General features: G+C 67.8%; 13 protein-coding genes. 11 read left to right on the forward strand and 2 right to left on the reverse strand.

The genetic code is table 11. From position 1 onward, the window contains the following. Positions 1-34 precede the first annotated feature (34 nt). Together IAG39_RS16660 and IAG39_RS16665 are read left to right on the forward strand one after the other, a co-directional pair. Positions 35-3076, forward strand: a complete 3042-nt coding sequence (locus IAG39_RS16660; RefSeq protein ID WP_223283323.1) for a response regulator — start codon at positions 35-37, stop codon at positions 3074-3076. 132 nt (positions 3077-3208) lie between these two features. After that, on the forward strand, positions 3209-3907 hold the full coding sequence (locus tag IAG39_RS16665; protein WP_059379757.1) for a response regulator: 699 nt from the start codon (positions 3209-3211) through the stop codon (positions 3905-3907). A gap of 18 nt (positions 3908-3925) precedes the next feature. Here the strand turns inward: IAG39_RS16665 and IAG39_RS16670 are convergent, their stop codons facing one another. Both IAG39_RS16670 and IAG39_RS16675 read right to left on the reverse strand, forming a co-directional pair. Then, positions 3926-4636 carry a response regulator transcription factor gene (locus IAG39_RS16670; protein ID WP_118932006.1) on the reverse strand — a complete coding sequence of 237 codons (711 nt, stop codon included), beginning with the start codon at positions 4634-4636 and terminating at the stop codon, positions 3926-3928. Positions 4637-4738: 102 nt separating this feature from the next. Next, positions 4739-5011, reverse strand: a complete 273-nt coding sequence (locus IAG39_RS16675) for a hypothetical protein (protein WP_124260349.1) — start codon at positions 5009-5011, stop codon at positions 4739-4741. A gap of 446 nt (positions 5012-5457) precedes the next feature. On the opposite strand from IAG39_RS16675, the gene IAG39_RS16680 reads away from it, so the two are divergent. The 9 genes from IAG39_RS16680 (at position 5458) to IAG39_RS16720 (ending at position 17144) form a co-directional block, all read left to right on the forward strand. Next, a complete protein-coding gene (locus IAG39_RS16680; protein ID WP_124260348.1) occupies positions 5458-8496 on the forward strand; it encodes a sensor histidine kinase in 3039 nt (1012 codons plus the stop codon). 122 nt (positions 8497-8618) lie between these two features. Next, the gene (locus tag IAG39_RS16685; protein ID WP_059379753.1) at positions 8619-9638 is read left to right on the forward strand and encodes a histone deacetylase family protein; all 1020 of its coding nucleotides are present in this window, start codon (positions 8619-8621) and stop codon (positions 9636-9638) included. 262 nt (positions 9639-9900) lie between these two features. Then, a complete protein-coding gene (locus IAG39_RS16690) occupies positions 9901-10635 on the forward strand; it encodes a FadR/GntR family transcriptional regulator (RefSeq protein WP_059379752.1) in 735 nt (244 codons plus the stop codon). Between the two features lie 188 nt (positions 10636-10823). Next, a complete protein-coding gene (locus IAG39_RS16695; RefSeq protein ID WP_118932003.1) occupies positions 10824-12329 on the forward strand; it encodes an ABC transporter substrate-binding protein in 1506 nt (501 codons plus the stop codon). A gap of 86 nt (positions 12330-12415) precedes the next feature. Beyond that, complete coding sequence (locus IAG39_RS16700) at positions 12416-13333, forward strand: ABC transporter permease (protein WP_059379751.1); 918 nt, start codon at positions 12416-12418, stop codon at positions 13331-13333. Beyond that, on the forward strand, positions 13330-14199 hold the full coding sequence (locus IAG39_RS16705; protein WP_059379750.1) for an ABC transporter permease: 870 nt from the start codon (positions 13330-13332) through the stop codon (positions 14197-14199). Before IAG39_RS16700 ends, IAG39_RS16705 begins: the two co-directional genes overlap by 4 nt. A 4-nt stretch (positions 14200-14203) precedes the next feature. Next, positions 14204-15202: an ABC transporter ATP-binding protein gene (locus IAG39_RS16710; RefSeq protein ID WP_059379749.1), complete on the forward strand. Its 999-nt coding sequence runs from the start codon at positions 14204-14206 to the stop codon at positions 15200-15202. Next, a complete protein-coding gene (locus tag IAG39_RS16715) occupies positions 15199-16011 on the forward strand; it encodes an ATP-binding cassette domain-containing protein (protein ID WP_118932002.1) in 813 nt (270 codons plus the stop codon). The genes IAG39_RS16710 and IAG39_RS16715 overlap by 4 nt, the downstream gene beginning before the upstream one ends. Beyond that, the gene (locus tag IAG39_RS16720) at positions 16008-17144 is read left to right on the forward strand and encodes a YncE family protein (protein WP_118932001.1); all 1137 of its coding nucleotides are present in this window, start codon (positions 16008-16010) and stop codon (positions 17142-17144) included. Before IAG39_RS16715 ends, IAG39_RS16720 begins: the two co-directional genes overlap by 4 nt. The last annotated feature ends 1 nt before the right edge of the window (position 17145 follow it).

Here is a 17145-nt window from a genome sequence, read left to right on the forward strand (position 1 = left end):
TGGCGTCACCCATCCCGGCGGAGCCGAACCCAGCATGGCCGCGCACCCCCAAGACGTCCAAGAGTCCGACACCGCCGGCCGGCCATCACGCAGCGCCATCAGCATCCTGAACCGCTACCAGCGCGCCCTGCTGTACGTGGGCGGCGCCGTGACCACCCTGGTGCTGCTGACCGTCGCCGGAGTCATGGTGTTCTCGCAGGCCAGGGATTACGTCGCGGAACGCTACGCCGGCTTTGTGGTGCGCAAGGCGCTGCTGCAGACGGCGCTGGGCGTGCGCGAGGGAGCCTTCCGCATCGGTCTGTCCCACGAGGAATACGCCTGGCCCGGGCGCGCGTCGGAGGCCGCACCCGAGCTGGTGCAAGCCTTCGCGCGGCAGCAAGGACGCATGGAGTTCCAGCGCAATCCCAACTTCCCGCCGGTGGTGGCCTTGGCCGACATCGAACCCGGCCGGCCCGCGGCGGCCTATCTGCCCTACCTGCACCTGACCGACGAGATCAGCTATTCGGCCGCGGCCTATGCCAAGGCGCTCTCGGTCAGCGGCTTCTTCTACAGCCCCGATCGCAGCTTCCTCGGCGTGGGTCCCATGTCCGAGACCATGGACCCGCTCACGCTGGTGGGCGCGAAAGACGTCCCGGAACTGATCCGGACGATCGCCCCGGATCTGGGCGACCTGGACTCGCCCGAGGTCCGGCAACGCCTGATGGCGGCGGGCGGACCTCGCTGGCTGCCGCCGGCCATCGACCCGCTGACGCGCAAGCTGTCCCTGCGGCTGTACCAGGCAGCCAGCAGCGAGGGCCGGATATTCGCCATTTTCGTCGCGATATACCCTGCCGATGCCCTGAACGCCTATCTGACGACAACGCGCTACGAAGAAGCGGCCCTGATCGTCGACAAGGACGGACGCCAGCTCCTGCCGACGGACATGGACGCGCAGGATCCGCAGCTCGCCGCCCGGATCCTGGACGCGGCGCGGTCGGCTCCGTCCGCGCCGGCGGATCTGCGCTATCGCGATGGCCTCTTCATCCTGGGCGAACAGGTCTCGGAATCCGGCTGGAACCTGATCTATGCATTTTCCTGGCGCACCATCGTCGCCGACCTGTGGCCGCGGCTGGCGAGCTATGCGGTCGCGACGCTGCTGATGGTGGCGTTCGTCTGGGGCGTGCTGCTGTTGCTCGACCGCAAGGTCTTCAAGCCCGGCTATGCCCGCTCCCAACGCATCTTCGAAAGCGAAAACCTGAACCGCACCATGGTCGCCACCGCGCCCTCGGGGCTCGCCCTGCTGTCGCTGAACACCGGCGAAGTGCTGCTGCAGAACGAGGTCATGCAGGACTACGCCGCCAGCGGCGCGCCCGGCAGCCCGCCCCTGCATTCGCGCCTGCTCGCCCAGTATCACGACGCTTCGGAAGCGGCCGGCTGGCACGCCGGCCTGGAACTCGCCTACCCGCGCGCCGACGGCAGCCGCAGCGATCTGCTGGTAAGCGCGGTGCGCACCAAATATCAGGGCGTGGAGGTATTGCTCTGCAACTTCACCGACATCACCGCCCGCAAGCAGCTCGAGCAAAAACTGGAAGAGGCCCGCGTCGCGGCAGACACGGCGAACCAGGCAAAGTCCGCCTTCCTGGCCACCATGAGCCATGAGATCCGCACGCCGCTCAACGCCATCCTGGGCAATCTCGAACTGCTGGAGCGCTCCGGCCTCTCGGCGCCGCAGAGCGAGCGCCTGCGCGCCGTCACCTCGTCCTCGGCGACCTTGCTGGACATCATCAACGACATCCTGGATTTCTCCAAGGTCGAGTCCGGCCAGATGAGTGTGGAGTCCATTCCGTTCGACTTGGCCGAGGTGGCCCGCCAGGTCATCGCCGTCTTCACGCCGGCCGCGCAGGCCAAGGGGCTGGAGCTGGACTGCAGCATCGACGACGGCCTGGCGCCGCGCTATCTGGGCGACCCGACGCGCATCCGCCAAATCATGTTCAACCTGGTCGCCAATGCCATCAAATTCACCTCCCGCGGCGATGTGCTCCTTGAGGTCTACCGCCAGGATGACAACGCCCCCGACACGCCGATCGTGATCGGCGTCAGCGACACGGGCATCGGCATGACGCCGGCGCAGCAGGCCACGCTGTTCCGGCCGTTCACCCAGGCGGATTCCTCCATCGCCCGGCGCTATGGCGGCACCGGGCTAGGCCTGGCGCTGTGCGGCCGGTTGGCGGCGCTGATGCGCGGCGGCATTGCCGTCACCAGCGCGCCACAGCAAGGCAGCACGTTCCTCGTGACCCTGCCCCTGCGCGCCGCGCCCGCTGAAGTCCAGGAAGCCCCTGCCGCCGATGACGCCGCGGCCTGGCATCAGGACCAGCCCATCACCGCCCGCATCCTGGTGGCGGACGACAATCCCGCCAATCGGGAACTGATGAAGATGCAGCTCGAAACGCTGGGCTACCAGACAGACCTCGCCGCGGACGGCAGCGCCGCCCTCGGACGCTACATGGAGCAAGCCTATGACCTGGTGATCACGGATGTGAACATGCCAGGCATGGACGGCTACGCCGTGGCTCGCTGCCTGCGCGCGCAGGGCGCGCAGGTGCCCATCATCGCCTACACCGCCCACGTCGGCGTGCAGGAACACCAGCAATGCCGCGATGCCGGCATTGACGCGGTGCTGGTCAAGCCGCTGCTGCTGGGCAAGCTGGACGCGGCGATCCGGCGCCTGCTGCGTCCAGGCGCAGCGCCTGCCGCCGGCCCGCGCGCCCGGGACGAAATCGCGCAAGGGCCACTCCCCGCACGCGTGCATGAGGCCCTGGTCCTGTCATTGCGGCAATCGCTCGCGGCCATCCGCAAGGAACTCGCCGCGATCCGCGCCGGCAATGATTCCCAGGAGACCGAGGCGGGCGCGCATCTGCACTCCTTGCGCGGAGCCTGCGCCATGATTCACGAGACGGCGCTCGCCGACCTGTGCGCGCAAATGGAAGAGCTGGCTCGCAGCCGGCGCACCGAAGCCCTGGCCAACGCCCTGGATGCCTTCGAACCCCTGGCAGAGGCGGCGCTGACAAAGCGCAAACCCCGCGACCCGGAAAAATAGGCTTAGTCCTATCCCGAACGGGCCCGCAATCGGACCTGGCTGCTTATCCGCCAGCGCGCGCGCCCATAAAGTCTGTGATGCGCCGCCTCGACGCGCCTGGCGGCCACGCCAGCTTTGCTCCTACCCTGTTCCATGATGAAGCCACTCAATCTACGCGTCATGGTCGCCGACGACCATCCCGCCGTACGCGCCGGCGTGCAGCACACGCTGGCTACCAGCAGCACCGTATCCGTGATCGGCGCGGCCCGCGACTCCTCCGAACTGATGGAGATGCTGGGCCGGCATCCGTGCGAAGTCCTGATCTCCGACTACTCCATGCCCGGCGGACGGTTCGGCGACGGCATCACGCTGTTCGGCTTGATCCGCCAGCGCTACCCCGCCCTGAAGATCGTGGTGCTGACCATGCTGGAAAGCCCGGGCATCGTGCATTCGCTCTTGAACCTCGGCATCCCCGCCGTCCTCAGCAAGTCCGATTCGCTGAATCATCTATTGCCGGCGATACATGGCGCCCATGCCAACGGCCGCTATCTTTCGCCGCGGATCTCCGAGCTGGCAAACGCCCTGGACCGCGGCGACTACGGCATCCACATGCTGACCCGGCGCGAGCTGGAAGTGGTGCGCCTGTTCGTGTCCGGCCTGACGATCAATGAAATCGCCGAGCGCCTGCACCGCAGCAAGAAGACCATCAGCACGCAGAAAGGCACAGCCATGCTCAAGCTGGGATTGGAGCGCGACATTGAACTGCTGCGTTACGGGATCGAATCGGGACTGATCAGCGCCAGCCCTTCCTCCGGCCCTGCCGGCGCAACCCAGGAAGCCGCGTCGGCGTAAGCCCAGCGCGCCCGGACATCAGCCCGGCGTGCCTGAATCCTGCTGTTGCCCCGCCGGCGCGGATTCCACGGCCAGCGTGGCGGTCAGGCCGTTCTCCATTGCATACCGGAACAGGTCGACCTCGCGCTCGATGCCGAGCTTTTCCATGGCCTTGGCTTTCTGGGTGCTGATGGTCTTCTTGCTGCGGTGCAGGCGCTCGGCGATTTCGTTGATGGTGAGGCCCGAGGCATACAGCCGCACGACCTCTGATTCGCGCTGGCTCAGCACGCTTTCGGCATTGCGCCCGCGCCGGTTCCAGTCTATGCCCTGGATCACCTTGTTGGCGCTGGGCGAGTAGTACTTCCCGCCGGTGTGGGCGGCGTGGATGGCCGGGATCAGATGCGCCAGCGCGTCGGACTTGCTGACAATGCCGCCTATGCCCAGCGTCACCAGCGTGTGCATGACCGCGGCGTTGTCCAGCATGGTCAGCACCACCAGCTTCAGCTGCGGATAGCGCCGCTGCAGCAAGCCGAACAGCGACGCCCCATCGCCGAAATCGCCGGCGGGCATGGAGTAGTCGGACACCACCACATCGCAAGGAACGCGATCCAGCAGCGCGACCAGTTCGGTGGAGTTGGCCGCCGCGCCCACCAGCGAAATCGTAGCCACCTCGGCCAGCGCGTGCTGCACGCCCGCCACCATGCCGGGATGGTCGTCCGCCAGCATCACCTTGATCTTGAATTCGTCCATGCCCGAGTCTCTAGGGACTGTTCTTCTGAAAAGGAGCCTTTGCGCAAGGTCCCGGGCCGGCGTTCATTGGCCGGCCCGATAGATAAGTCTTCGCGGCCGAGGCTAGTCGTAGGCCAGTGTGACGATGGCCCTGGCCGGCCCCGCGGCAGGATGCGACCGGCTCGCTGTCAGCGCCAGCGCGCCGCCGCCCGCAGGCAGATGACAGGCCGCGTCCGGCTGCATGCGCACGCCCGGGCAAACCAAGCCGTACGACGCCGAATCCAGGTTCCGCAGGCTCACGGTCGCGCTGCTGCGTTCGACCCGGGCGCCCTGGAACTGCAGAGCGGCTCCGTCCGGCGCCTGCCGCAGATCGCGCGTAAACGAAGCTGCGGACACTCCCCCTGTGAACGTGATGGTTCCCGATGCGGCATGAGCCGCCATGGGTATCACACCCGCCGCCAACACGCCTGCCATGACCATACGAACAGAAACCCTCGCAGGATGCCTCATGTCAACTCCTCAACAATTGCGGCAGGGGCGCCGCAAATTCTTCCTTGCAGTCCCGACAAGGGCCGCCGGCCGTCGCGCGCCCCGACCAAGCCGCGCATGCCGGCGCTGGATGGGCGTGGCGGTCCGCAGCCTGCCCCCAGTCCTGCCCCATGCCGAATTCATAAGCCCAGTCCTAGTTCATTGGGCTTGGATATAGGGCTAGTCTGAATACTGCAAAACAAATGCAAATATAGCCCTGAAAACGGATTGCAAGCCGGGTTTTCATGGGATTCTTCGCGTCTGCATCAAGCGCGCCACACGTCCACGCGCGCGACCCATACCGAAAGACCGATATGCCTAACTCCACCGCCATGGCCAGCCTTGGCGATACGCAAGACCTGCTCAGCGCGGGGATGCAACACGACCGGGGACTCAGCCTCCTCGCCCGCTATCACTCCGTGATGCTGTTCGGCGGCGGCATGGTGCTGTCCGTTCTGATCGTGCTTGCGGCCTGTCTGGTCCTGTACAACGCGGCGCATGCCGCCATCGCCAGGCTGCACACGGAACTCGCCGCGCACCAGTCTCTCGTGAGCCTGGATCTCGAAGGCAAGCAGACCGCCATGCGGCGCGGCGTCATCAATGCCGAACTGCTATGGCAGGCGCGGCCCGCCCCCACGCCTGAAAATGAAGCCGCGTTGCGCGCCGGCCATGGCCGGGTCCGCTTGCAGGCCAGCGCCGGGCTTACGCCCATTCTGGCGGTGGCCGACACCGCCGCGGCATCGTCCGCCGACGAACACGCCCGTTACCTCGGCATGCTGGAACTGCAGGCCTATACGGCGACCGCCAGCCAACAGGAAAGAAAGTCGCCGCTGATGGCATATGGATATAGCCCCGACCTGCGCTTCCTGGCCTTGATGCCCGCGCCGCGCCTGGATTTTCCGCAACTGCTGGAGCGCGTCGGCGCCTCGGACACCGCTGGCCTCATCAGCCGCCTGTCCTATGACCTGGCCGTCTTGAAGGATCCGGACGCGGCCGCGCTATGGGCCTCTACGCGCCGCATCCTGTGGCAAGCGCCGGCGGTCAACCCGTTGACCGGGCAGAACGTGATCAAGCTGGTCGAACCCGCATTCGACGGCCTGCAGCCGTTCATGATCTTCGTGAGCGACTATCCGGTCGGCGCCTTGGCCGCGCGCCTGGACGCAATCCCGGACGGCACCGCCGTGGCGCTGGTGGATGGCGACGGCCGCATCCTGCTTGAGACCGACCGCGGGCGGCCCATCGCTCACTCGGATGGGCCGGTGCGCACGGCGCTGGCGTCCGGCTCCTGGAAGCCCGCTGCGACGGAGCCGCAGACGCGCTACCAGCATGGCGTCTTCAACGTCAGCGGCCCGCTGCTGGACACCGGCTGGACCCTGGTGTACGCCTACTCCTGGCGCACCGTCGTCGCCGCGCTCCTGCCCAGCCTGGCGCTGTACCTGACCGTGACCATCCTGCTGCTCAGCACGCTCTGGGCACTGTTGCTGTGGTTCCACCGCAAGGCGCTGGTCCCTGTGCACCGCCGCTCGCAGCACGTGTTCGAAAGCGAGCACATGAATCGCTCCATCATCGCATCGGCGCAGTTCGGCGTGGGCCTGGTCTCGTGCGCGAGCGGCGAGGCGCTGCTGCAGAACGCGATGATGGAGCGCTACGCCGCCCGGGCCGCGGCCGGCGTGTCGCTGCACGGCTTGCTGCGCGACTGTCATGCCCGCGGCGACCGCGACGCCTGGGTCCAGCGCGACCAAGAAGTCACCCTGAAGCTGGACGACGGCCGCGAGTGCGACCTGCTGGTCAATATCGTCAAGACGCGCTACCACGGCGACGACGTGCTGCTGTGCAGTTTCTCGGACGCGACGGCGCGCAAGGACATCGAGAGGCGGCGCGATGACGCGAGGATCGCCGCCATCGATGCGGCGCGCGCCAAGTCCGTGTTCCTGGCGACCATGAGCCACGAAATCCGCACGCCCTTGAACCTGGTGCTGGGCCATCTGGAACTGCTGGACCGGGATCCGAACGCCGTGGGCCAGGGCGGGCGCCTGCGCACCGTGCGCGAGGCCTCGCGCGCGCTGGTCGATCTGATCAATGACATCCTGGACGTGTCGCGGATGGAGTCCGGGCAGATGACGATCGAGCGCATACCGTTCGATCTGGCGCAGATCGCCGCCCAGGTCGTAGCCATGTTCGAACCCGCCGCCCGCGCCAAGGGGCTGCGGCTGTCGTTCAAGCCCCACAGCGGGCTGGCGCAGTCCTATGCCGGCGATCCGACCCGCATACGCCAGGTCCTGGTGAACCTGGTGGGCAATGCCGTCAAATTCACCGAGGCCGGCGAAGTGGAAATCACCGCGACGCCTGGCCGTGGCCTGGCCGGCGGAACCGGCGTGCAGCTGCGCGTGCGCGACACCGGAATCGGCATGACCACCGAGCAGGCGGCCCGCGTGTTCACCCTGTATGCGCAGACCGACGGGTCGATCAGCCGCCGTTACGGCGGCACCGGATTGGGATTGCCGATCAGCAAGAAGCTGGTCGAAATGATGGACGGGACGCTGTCCGTCGCCTGCTCAGTCGGAAGAGGCAGCGTCTTCAGCGTGGCATTGCCGCTGCAAGCCTGCCCACAAACGGCTGACGCGGCGCCACTGTCCGCCGGCCCGGTCGGCCCGCCCGCCACGGCCGCGTCTTGCGGACTGGCGCGCGACATCCGCGTGCTGGTGGTGGACGACCACCCCGCCAACCGCGAGCTGATCCTGGACCAGCTCGCCGCTCTGGGCATCGCCGCCGATGCCGCCGAAGGCGCGGCGGCCGCGATGCGCTGGGTCAGAATGCGCCGCTACGACATGGTGCTGACGGATATCTCCATGCCGGAGATCAACGGCTACGCCCTGGCGCAGTTCCTGCGAGCGCGCGGCCCCGCACTCCCTGTCGTGGCAGTGACGGCGCACGTGGAACCCGACGAACTGCACAGCAGCGCCGCGGACTTTGACGCGATATTGCTCAAGCCCTTGTCGCTACGGGCGCTGCAACGCACGATACGCGAACACATTCCGCAGGCCCGGCTAGGCGACGAATCCCTTGCCTTCACCGACCCGGCGACGCTGCCGCCGGAGCCCGCCGTGCTGGCCGCGCTGGACTCCAGCCTGGGCGCCTCGCTGGCGGCGATCCGCGAAGCGCTGACGCGCGCGGACTTCAAAAGCGTGCGCGAACAATGCCACTCGATCCGGGGCGCCTTTTCCATGATAGGCAAGACCGCCGTGGCCGACCTCTGCATGCAGATGGGACAGTATGCCTCGGCGCAGGACCGCAAGAAACTCGAGGAACATCTGCTCAGCCTGGAGACCGCCGCGCGCGCCGCCTTGCGCTGAATCCAGGGTGTTGCCGATTGTCCTGCGGACCGCAGCCACGTATAACGTCGTCTTGGCCGCCTGCCCGGGAGACGACAGCCCCGGCCGGCGTGGCGTCAACCCGCAACCAGGTGTCATCCCGCATGAAGGCATACTTTCACGACGACCAGAAACTGCACCATCCGCAGACCTATTTCTCGCGCGGCAAGATGCGCACGCCCCAGGAAGTGCCCTCGCGCCTGGACGCGTTGGCCGAGGCCGCGCGCAAACTGGGCTTTGAGGTGCAGGCGCCGCCCGACCAGGGCGCGGGCGCGATTTCGGCGGTGCACACGCTGGACTACCTGCGCTTTCTGCAAGGAGCGCACGCCGCCTGGAAGCAACTGCCCGACGATTGGGGCGACGAGGTCGTCTCCAACGTCTTCGTGCGCGAACCCAACGCCCTGCGCGGCGTGCTGGCCCAGGCCGCGCGCTACCTGGCCGACGGCAGCTGCCCGGTCGGCCAGCACACCTGGCACTCGGCCTACTGGTCGGCGCAATGCGCCATCGCCGGCGCCGATGCGCTGTTGGCGGGCGAGCGCCACGCCTACGCCATCTGCCGCCCGCCCGGCCACCATGCCCGGCGCGACGCGGCCGGCGGCTTCTGCTACCTGAACAATGCCGCCATCGCCGCACAGCGCCTGACCTCGCGCTTTCCGCGCGTGGCGATCCTGGACACCGACATGCACCACGGCCAGGGCATCCAGGAGATCTTCTACGAGCGCAGCGACGTGCTGTACGTGTCCATCCACGGCGATCCCGAGAACTTCTACCCTGTCGTCGCCGGCTACGAAGACGAGCGCGGCGCCGGCGCGGGCTACGGCTACAACATCAACCTGCCCATGCCGCATGGGTCTCCGGAATCGGTGTTCTTCGACAAGCTGGCCCAGGCGCGCCGCGCCATCGAACTGTTCCAACCCGACGCCCTGGTGCTGTCGCTGGGCTTCGACATCTTCGAGAAGGACCCTCAGGCCATGGTCGCGGTCAGCGAAAACGGCTTTGAACGCCTGGGCCGGGAAGTCGGCGGCCTTGCGCTGCCCACCCTGATCGTGCAGGAAGGCGGCTACTACATCGAAGGCCTGGAGTCGAACGCCGCGCGCTTCTTCGGCGGACTGGCTGCCGCCTGATCGCGCACCGCGCCGGCGTCCCGCCGCGGACGCCGGCCGCAAACCCGCTGGCGCGGCGCAAATGCCGCGCTAGTGGTTTTCCCTAAAAATGGAAAAGCCCGGTTCACAAGCCGGAGCGCCTCCGGTACATTTCGTCCAGTGGCCTGACCACTGGGCCACCAGATATCCAGACCCTCCCGGAGATTCCCCGGGGGCGCCATGCAAGACAAGCCCGGGCAGACCCATTACCCTCTACATCCCGACCATCCACCCGAACGCAACAATGACCTCTCTCCAGGCCGTCGCCTCCACCCGCCTCTACCGCATGATTGCCGACCAGATCGCCGCGCGCATCAAGGCGGGCGACTTCCCCGCGGGCGGGCGGCTGCCGGCCGAGCGTGAACTGGCCGAGCAGTTGCAGGTCAGCCGCGCCTCGGTGCGCGAAGCGCTGATCGCGCTGGAAATCGAAGGTTATGTGGAGGTCCGGGTAGGCACGGGCGTATTCGTGAACCAGGCGCGCGAAGACGGCCAGTACCAGTCGCCGCAACAAGCGCCGGCAGCCGCCAACGGCGTCGAAGCGACCGACATCGGCCCCTTCGACCTGCTGGAAACCCGCCTGCTGCTGGAACCCGAGTGCGCGGCCCTGGCGGCACAGAAGGCATCGCCGGCCCAGATCGCGGCGATCCGCGCGGCGCACGAAGGCATGTCCCTGACCGAATCCCCCAGCGTGCACGACCGCGCCTTCCACAGCGCGATCGGCGCCGCCTGCGGCAACGCAGCGCTGGCGGCAGCAATTTCCCATATCTGGCACCTGAGCACGCTCAGCCCGGTATTCAACCGTCTTGAAGAGCACTTCGTGACCACCAAGGTGTGGAGCGAAGCCCAGCAGGAACACGAACGCATCCTCGCGGCCATTTCCGACCGCGATCCCATCCGCGCGCGCCACGCCATGCACGACCATCTGGTCGGCATCCTGGCCCGCCTGCGGGAAGACTTCGGCAGCGCTGGGATCCGATGATTTGATGAACGCCTGAATCCCGGCCTGACACCCAGGCCCCTTTCCCTACCGACCCGTGCAAGCACCGCCGGCGCAGAACGCGCCGCCTGCGGCAAGGGGAGCGGCTTGCCCGCCGATACGCAAACAGCAGTTCCGCAGCACCCTCAGTACCCGTAAGTCCCATACCTAAAACACATCAAGGTGAAAACATGCAGCTGACCCGTACCGTGAAGCTTTTGAGCGCGGCGCTATTGGCGCTTGGCGCCCATGCCGCCCAGGCCAACAAGGCTGACAACTCCCTCAACATCGCCTTCGACGCGGCGCCCGCCACGCTGGACGCCTACAAGGAATCGGACCGTCCCGGCCTGGCGCTGGCGCGCATGGTCTTCTCGGGTCTGCTGCAGAAAAACCAGGACACGGGCGAATTCGGCCCGGCCATCGCCACCGGCTACAAGTTCGTGGACGACACCACCATCGAACTGCCGATCCGCAAGGACGTGAAGTTCCATGACGGCTCGTTGCTGACCATCGACGACGTGCTGTACACGCTGAACCTGGTGTCCTCCGAAGGCTACAAGGCACGCTTCCAGAATCAGGTCGCCTGGATTGCCAAGGCGGAGAAGGCTTCCGACGACACGGTCCGCATCAAGATGAAGACGCCCTACCCGCTGGCGCTGGAGATGCTGTCGGAGAACCTGCCGATCTATCCGCGCAAGTACTACGAGGCCAACCAGTCCGACATGGGCGCCAAGCCCATCGGCACCGGTCCCTACCGCCTGGTGGAAAGCCAGTCCGGCAGCCGCTACGTGTACGAGCGCTTCGAGGACTACTTCGGCCCCAAGCCCGCCGTGCAGAAGCTGGTGGTGCGCGTGCTGCCGGACGCCAACACCCAATACGCCGAGATGCTGTCCGGCGGCCTGGACTGGATCTGGCGCGTGCCGCCGGACGTGGCCAAGCGCATGGAAAAGCAGCCGGCCGTCACGGTCAAGAGCAGCAGCATCATGCGCATCAGCTATATCTCGCTGAACCCGCGCGCGGACGACGGCAAGTCGCCGCTGGCCAAGCAGGAAGTGCGCCAGGCCATCAATTACGCCATCGACCGCGAAGCCATCCGCAAAGCCCTGGTCGGCGGCGCCTCCAAGGTGATCAACGCGGCCTGCAACCCGGCGCAGTTCGGTTGCGCCGCCGACGTGCAGTCCTACAAGTTCGACCCGGCCCGCGCCAAGCAGCTGCTGGCCCAGGCCGGCTACCCCAACGGCGTGACCCTGGACCTGGTGATCTCGGCCCCGCCGCGCGCCATCCTGGACGCCGCCGCCGCGCAGATGGCGCAGGCCGGCATCAAGCTGAACCTGGTCGAGCAGCAATACGGCACCGCCATGACCAACTGGCGCGAAGGCAAGATCGCCATGCTGTCGTCCAACTGGGGTTCCTACGGCATCGCCGACGCGGCGCTGTCGACCAGCAACTTCTTCCGCGGCGGCCCGGACGACCAGGCGCGCAATCCGGAAGTCATCAAGTACCTGGAAACCGCCGACACCTCCGTGGACCGCGAGTTGCGCGCCAAGAACTACGCCGCCGCCCAGAAGATCGTGGCCGAACAGGCCTACTGGGTGCCGCTGTGGAACCACTCGCTCAACGCCGTGCAGTCCAAGGACCTGAATTTCTCGGTCGACGGCGACGAGTTCCCGCGTTTCTACAAGGCCCGCTGGAACTGACCGGCCCCGCCGGCGCGGCTGCGTTCCCCAGCCCGAGCGGGCGGGAACGCCGGCCGCTGCGGCGCACTCCGTCATAGGTAAGCCCCATGATTGCATTCCTGTTTCGCCGCCTGGTGGTGTCCGCGCTGCTGGTGGTGTTCGTCTCGCTGATCAGCTTCTCGCTGGTGTTCGCGTCCGGCAATCCGGCCGCGCGCCTGGCCGGGGAAGGCAGCGCCGCCGACGCCGCCCGCCTGGCCCAGCTGCATGGCTTCAACGATCCCATCCTGGTGCAGTACGGCCGCTGGCTGGCCGGCGTCGCCCGCGGCGACTTCGGCGACAGCCTGTACTTCAGCCGCCCGGTGGCCGAACTGCTGACCCAGCATTTCCCCGCCACCGCCAAGCTGGGCCTGGCCGCCATGCTGTTCGCGCTGCTGCTGGCGATACCGCTGGGCGTGGCGGCCGGTTTGCGCCGGGGCTCGCTGATCGACCGCGCCACCATGCTGCTGTCGGCTTGCGCCCAGGCCATGCCGCCGTTCTGCCTGGCCTTCCTGCTCATCATCCTTTTCAGCGTGCGCAACCAATGGCTGCCGGCCTCGGGCTTCGACAGCTGGAAGCACTACGTGATGCCGGTGACCGCGCTGGGGCTGTTCGCCATGCCGGCGATGCTGCGGCTGATGAAGTCCGAGATGGAAACCGTGCTGGCCACCGACTACATCCGCACCGCGCGCGCCATGGGCCTGGGCGGCGCCAGCGTGGTGCTCAAGTACGCGCTGCGCAACGCCTTGCGGCCGCTGGTATCGCTGGCCGCGGCCCAGATGGGCACGCTGCTGGCCGGTTCCGTCGTCATCGAGACCGTGTTCGCCATCAACGGCGCGGGCCTCCTGGCCTGGACCTCGATCCTGCGCGGCGACTTTCCCACGATGCAGGCGCTGATCCTGATCTTCGCCCTGATCTACATCGTCCTGACCCTGGTCGCCGACCTGATCAACGGTTGGCTCGACCCCCGCGTGCGAGTTTCATCATGAGCAGCGTCATCGCCTCCCCCCTTCCCGTCCGCTCGCGCGGCGCACGCGCGGCCCGCCTGGGCCGCAACCTTGGCCTGGCCGTGCTGGCGCTGCTGGTGCTGGCCGGCCTGCTCGGTCCCTACCTGGTGCCGCACGACCCGTACACCCAAGACCTGCTGGCGCGCCTGCAAGAGCCCGTCTGGGGCGAAGACGGCAGCTGGAACCACATCCTCGGCACCGACCAGCTAGGGCGCGACGTGCTGGCGCGCGCGCTGTACGGCGTGCGCGTGTCGGCGTTGATCGGCCTGTCGGTCGCGCTGATGGGCGGGCTGATCGGCACCACGCTGGGCGTGGCCGCCGGCTACTTCGGCGGCGCCGTGGACCGCATCGTCTCCTTCCTGATCACCGCGCGCCTGGCGCTGCCCATCATCCTGGTGGCGCTGGCCGTGGTGTCGGTGGTGGGCGCCTCGCTCACCGTGGTGGTGCTGGTGCTGGGCCTGCTGCTGTGGGAACGCTATGCGCTGGTGGCCCGCACCATGGCGGCCGGCCTGCGCAACGCCGAGTTCGTCACGGCCTCGCGCCTGCAGGGCTGCACCCACCTGCAGATCATCTGGCGCGACATCCTGCCCAACCTGGTGGGCAACCTGCTCATCATCGGCACCGTGGACGCCGCCATGGCGATCACGCTGGAAGCGTCGCTGTCGTTCCTGGGCCTGGGCGTGCCGGCGCCGATGCCGTCATTGGGCCTGATGATCGCCGAAGGCAAGGAAAACATGCTGTTCCAGCCCTCTCTTGTGGTGATTCCCAGCGTCGTGCTGTTCGTGCTGGTGCTGTGCGTGAACCGCGCCGGCGAATCGCTGCGCGCCGTGCAAATGAAGAAGGGCTGATGCCATGACCGATACCAGCCATCCCTTGCTGCGGGTCCAGGACCTGCACATCGACATCCAGACGCCGACCCACGTCAAGCACGTGGTACGCGCGGTGGACTTCAGCCTGGAGCGCGGCAAGACGCTGTGCATCGTGGGCGAATCGGGCTGCGGCAAATCGCTGACCGCGCTGGCCCTGCTGGACCTGCTGCCGGCGGCCGCGCGGCGCCGCGTCGCCAAGCTGGAATTCGCGGGCCAGGACTTGAGCGCGCTCACGCCCGCTGAACTCGGGCAGCTGCGCGGCGCGCGCATCGCCATGATCTTCCAGGATCCGATGACCTCGCTGAACCCGGTGTTCCCCATCGGCACCCAGCTGGTCGACGTGCTGCGCCGGCACAAGCGCGTCAGCCGCCGCGCGGCCGAGGAGCGCGCCGAATACCTGCTGCGCCGCGTCGGCATCGCCAATCCCCGCGACCGCATGCGGCAGTATCCCTTTGAACTCTCGGGCGGACTGCGCCAGCGCGTGATGATCGCGATGGCGCTCATGTGCGGCCCCGAGCTGTTGATCGCCGACGAGCCCACCACCGCGCTGGACGTCACCGTGCAGGCCGAGTTGCTGGACCTGTTGCGCGACATCCAGGCCGAGTTCGGCCTGGGGCTGGTGTTCATCTCCCACGACATGGGCCTGGTGGCGCGCATCGCCGACCACGTCATCGTCATGTACGCGGGCGACATCGTCGAAGGCGGCAGCGTGCGCGAGGTGCTGGAACAACCCAGCCATCCCTATACCGCGATGCTGCTGAACTGCATCCCCCAGCCCGGGCGCACCGCGCCGCGCGCCGACCTGCCCACCATCGCCGGCGCCGTGCCCTCGCTGGACACCGCCATCCGCGGCTGCGCCTTCCGCGAACGCTGCCCGGCGGCGGAAGCCCGCTGCGCCCAGCCCTTTCCCGCGCGCGTGCAGGGCGGACACCGCTGCCTGTGCATCAAACCCGGCGCCCTGCGCCTAGGAGCCACGGCATGAGCAGCCCGACCGTCTCTTCCGCCAGCATCAGCCTGAACGCGCTGTGTTTCCAGTACGGCCGCGCCGGCCTGTTCTCGCGCCGGCCCGCGCCGCGCATCCTGCATGACATCGACCTGCACGTGCCCGCCGGCCAGACCATCGGCCTCGTTGGCGAATCCGGCAGCGGCAAGTCCACCATCGCCAAGCTGATGCTGGGCCTGTTGGCGCCCACGCAAGGCCAGGCGCTGCTGGACGGCAAGCCGCTGGCCGCGATGCCGGCCCGCGCCCGCGCCCGCCGCATCCAGATGGTGTTCCAGGATCCGTATTCCTCGCTCAACCCGCGCCGCACCATCAACGAAATCCTGACGGCGCCGCTGCGCACGCATGGCATCGGCAATGCAGCCTCGCAGGCCGCCGCGGTGCGCCGCATGATGGATGCCGTGGGCCTGGTGCCGGCCTTCGCCGCGCGCTATCCGCGCGAGCTGTCCGGCGGCCAGCGCCAGCGCGTGGCCATCGCGCGCGCCCTGATGCTGGAGCCGCAGCTGCTGATCTGCGACGAACCCACTTCGGCGCTGGACGTGTCGGTGCAGGCGCAAATCCTGAACCTCTTGATGGAGCTGCAACGCGAACGCGGCCTGGGCTATCTATTCATCAGCCACAACCTGGCCGTGGTGCAACACATCGCCGACGAAATCGTGGTGCTGCAAGGCGGCCGCGTGGTCGAACGCGGCCCTGCCAGCCAGGTATATTTCGAGCCGGTCCACCCGTACACGCGGCAGCTCATCGGCGCCACCCTGGCGGTGCCGCAGGCGCAGGAGCTCGCGGCATGAACCCGCAAGGCGAACGCCACCTGCTGCTGGTCGGCAACGACCAAAAGGTCACCTGGGACGACGGCCAGATCCGTTTCCTGGCCCCCGGCAACGACAGCCTGTGCGTCTACGATGCCGGCGCGAATCCCGCCGTGCCCGAACTGGTCGCCACCTTGCCGCTGCCGAATTCGCTGTTCGGCCCGCCGGTCAACCTGGCGGTCACGCCGGACCAGCGCCTGGGCCTGATCGCGGACTCCATGGACTGGCGCGCGCGCGCCGACGGCGCGGGCTGGCAGCCCGAACCGGGCCGCGGCCTGTATGTGATCGACCTGCAAGCCAATCCGCCCGCCATCGTGCAGCGGCTGGAGATAGGGCTGCAGCCTTCCGGCCTGTCGATCAACCGCGCCGGCACGCTGGCGCTGGTGGCCAACAAGGCCGGCCGTTCCGTGTCGGTGCTGCGCATTGCGGACAAGCGCGCCGAGGTCTGCGGCGAAGTGGACGTAGGCACCCCTGTCGTGGCCGTGTCATTTTCCGCCGACGGCCGCCGCGCCTTCGTGGTCAAGACCGACACCCATCGCCTGGGGGTGCTGCGTATCGACGAGAGCGGCGCGGCGCCCCTCGTGACCCACGATCCCGCCGAAGACCTGACCACCGGCCTGGTGCCGTTCAACCTGGTGGTGTCGCCCGACGGCGCGCTGGCGCTGGTGGTGGACATGGGCAGCCCGACCGCGTCGGACGGCCATGCGGATTCGGTCAGCGTGGTGGACCTGCGCGCCGATCCGCCCCGCGTGATCGACCGCCTCATGGTCGAGGACGGCCCGGAAGGCATCGCCATCAGTCCCGACGGACGCCATGCCGCGGTCGCCATCGTGCAAGGTTCGAACAACCCGTCCAGCGCCTGGTTCCACCACCCGCGCGGACAGATTATTTTGCTGCGCATCGACGGCCAGTCCGTGACCCGCGCCGGCGCCATCGAGGTCGGCGCGCTGCCCGAGGGCGTGGCCTTCAGCCCCGACAGCCGCTACCTCTACGTCGGCAATTTCCTGGATGCCGAAATGCAGGTTCTCGCCGTGGACGACCACGGCCTGAGCGACACCGGCACCCGCATCGCCCTGCCCGGACGGCCCGCTTCGATGCGCGCCCAATCCTACTGAC

Source organism: Achromobacter xylosoxidans (assembly GCF_014490035.1).
GTDB classification, from domain to species: Bacteria; Pseudomonadota; Gammaproteobacteria; order Burkholderiales; family Burkholderiaceae_B; genus Achromobacter; species Achromobacter bronchisepticus_A.

Excerpts from the sequence above, each read along its gene's own strand:
- IAG39_RS16695 (WP_118932003.1), top strand. The coding sequence starts at position 10,824 with ATGCAGCTGACCCGTACCGTGAAGCTTTTGAGCGCGGCGCTATTGGCG.
- IAG39_RS16715 (WP_118932002.1), top strand. The coding sequence starts at position 15,199 with ATGAGCAGCCCGACCGTCTCTTCCGCCAGCATCAGCCTGAACGCGCTG.
- IAG39_RS16660 (WP_223283323.1), top strand. The coding sequence starts at position 35 with ATGGCCGCGCACCCCCAAGACGTCCAAGAGTCCGACACCGCCGGCCGG.
- IAG39_RS16685 (WP_059379753.1), top strand. The coding sequence starts at position 8,619 with ATGAAGGCATACTTTCACGACGACCAGAAACTGCACCATCCGCAGACC.
- IAG39_RS16705 (WP_059379750.1), top strand. The coding sequence starts at position 13,330 with ATGAGCAGCGTCATCGCCTCCCCCCTTCCCGTCCGCTCGCGCGGCGCA.
- IAG39_RS16680 (WP_124260348.1), top strand. The coding sequence starts at position 5,458 with ATGCCTAACTCCACCGCCATGGCCAGCCTTGGCGATACGCAAGACCTG.
- IAG39_RS16710 (WP_059379749.1), top strand. The coding sequence starts at position 14,204 with ATGACCGATACCAGCCATCCCTTGCTGCGGGTCCAGGACCTGCACATC.
- IAG39_RS16700 (WP_059379751.1), top strand. The coding sequence starts at position 12,416 with ATGATTGCATTCCTGTTTCGCCGCCTGGTGGTGTCCGCGCTGCTGGTG.
- IAG39_RS16690 (WP_059379752.1), top strand. The coding sequence starts at position 9,901 with ATGACCTCTCTCCAGGCCGTCGCCTCCACCCGCCTCTACCGCATGATT.
- IAG39_RS16720 (WP_118932001.1), top strand. The coding sequence starts at position 16,008 with ATGAACCCGCAAGGCGAACGCCACCTGCTGCTGGTCGGCAACGACCAA.
- IAG39_RS16670 (WP_118932006.1), bottom strand. The coding sequence starts at position 4,636 with ATGGACGAATTCAAGATCAAGGTGATGCTGGCGGACGACCATCCCGGC.
- IAG39_RS16665 (WP_059379757.1), top strand. The coding sequence starts at position 3,209 with ATGATGAAGCCACTCAATCTACGCGTCATGGTCGCCGACGACCATCCC.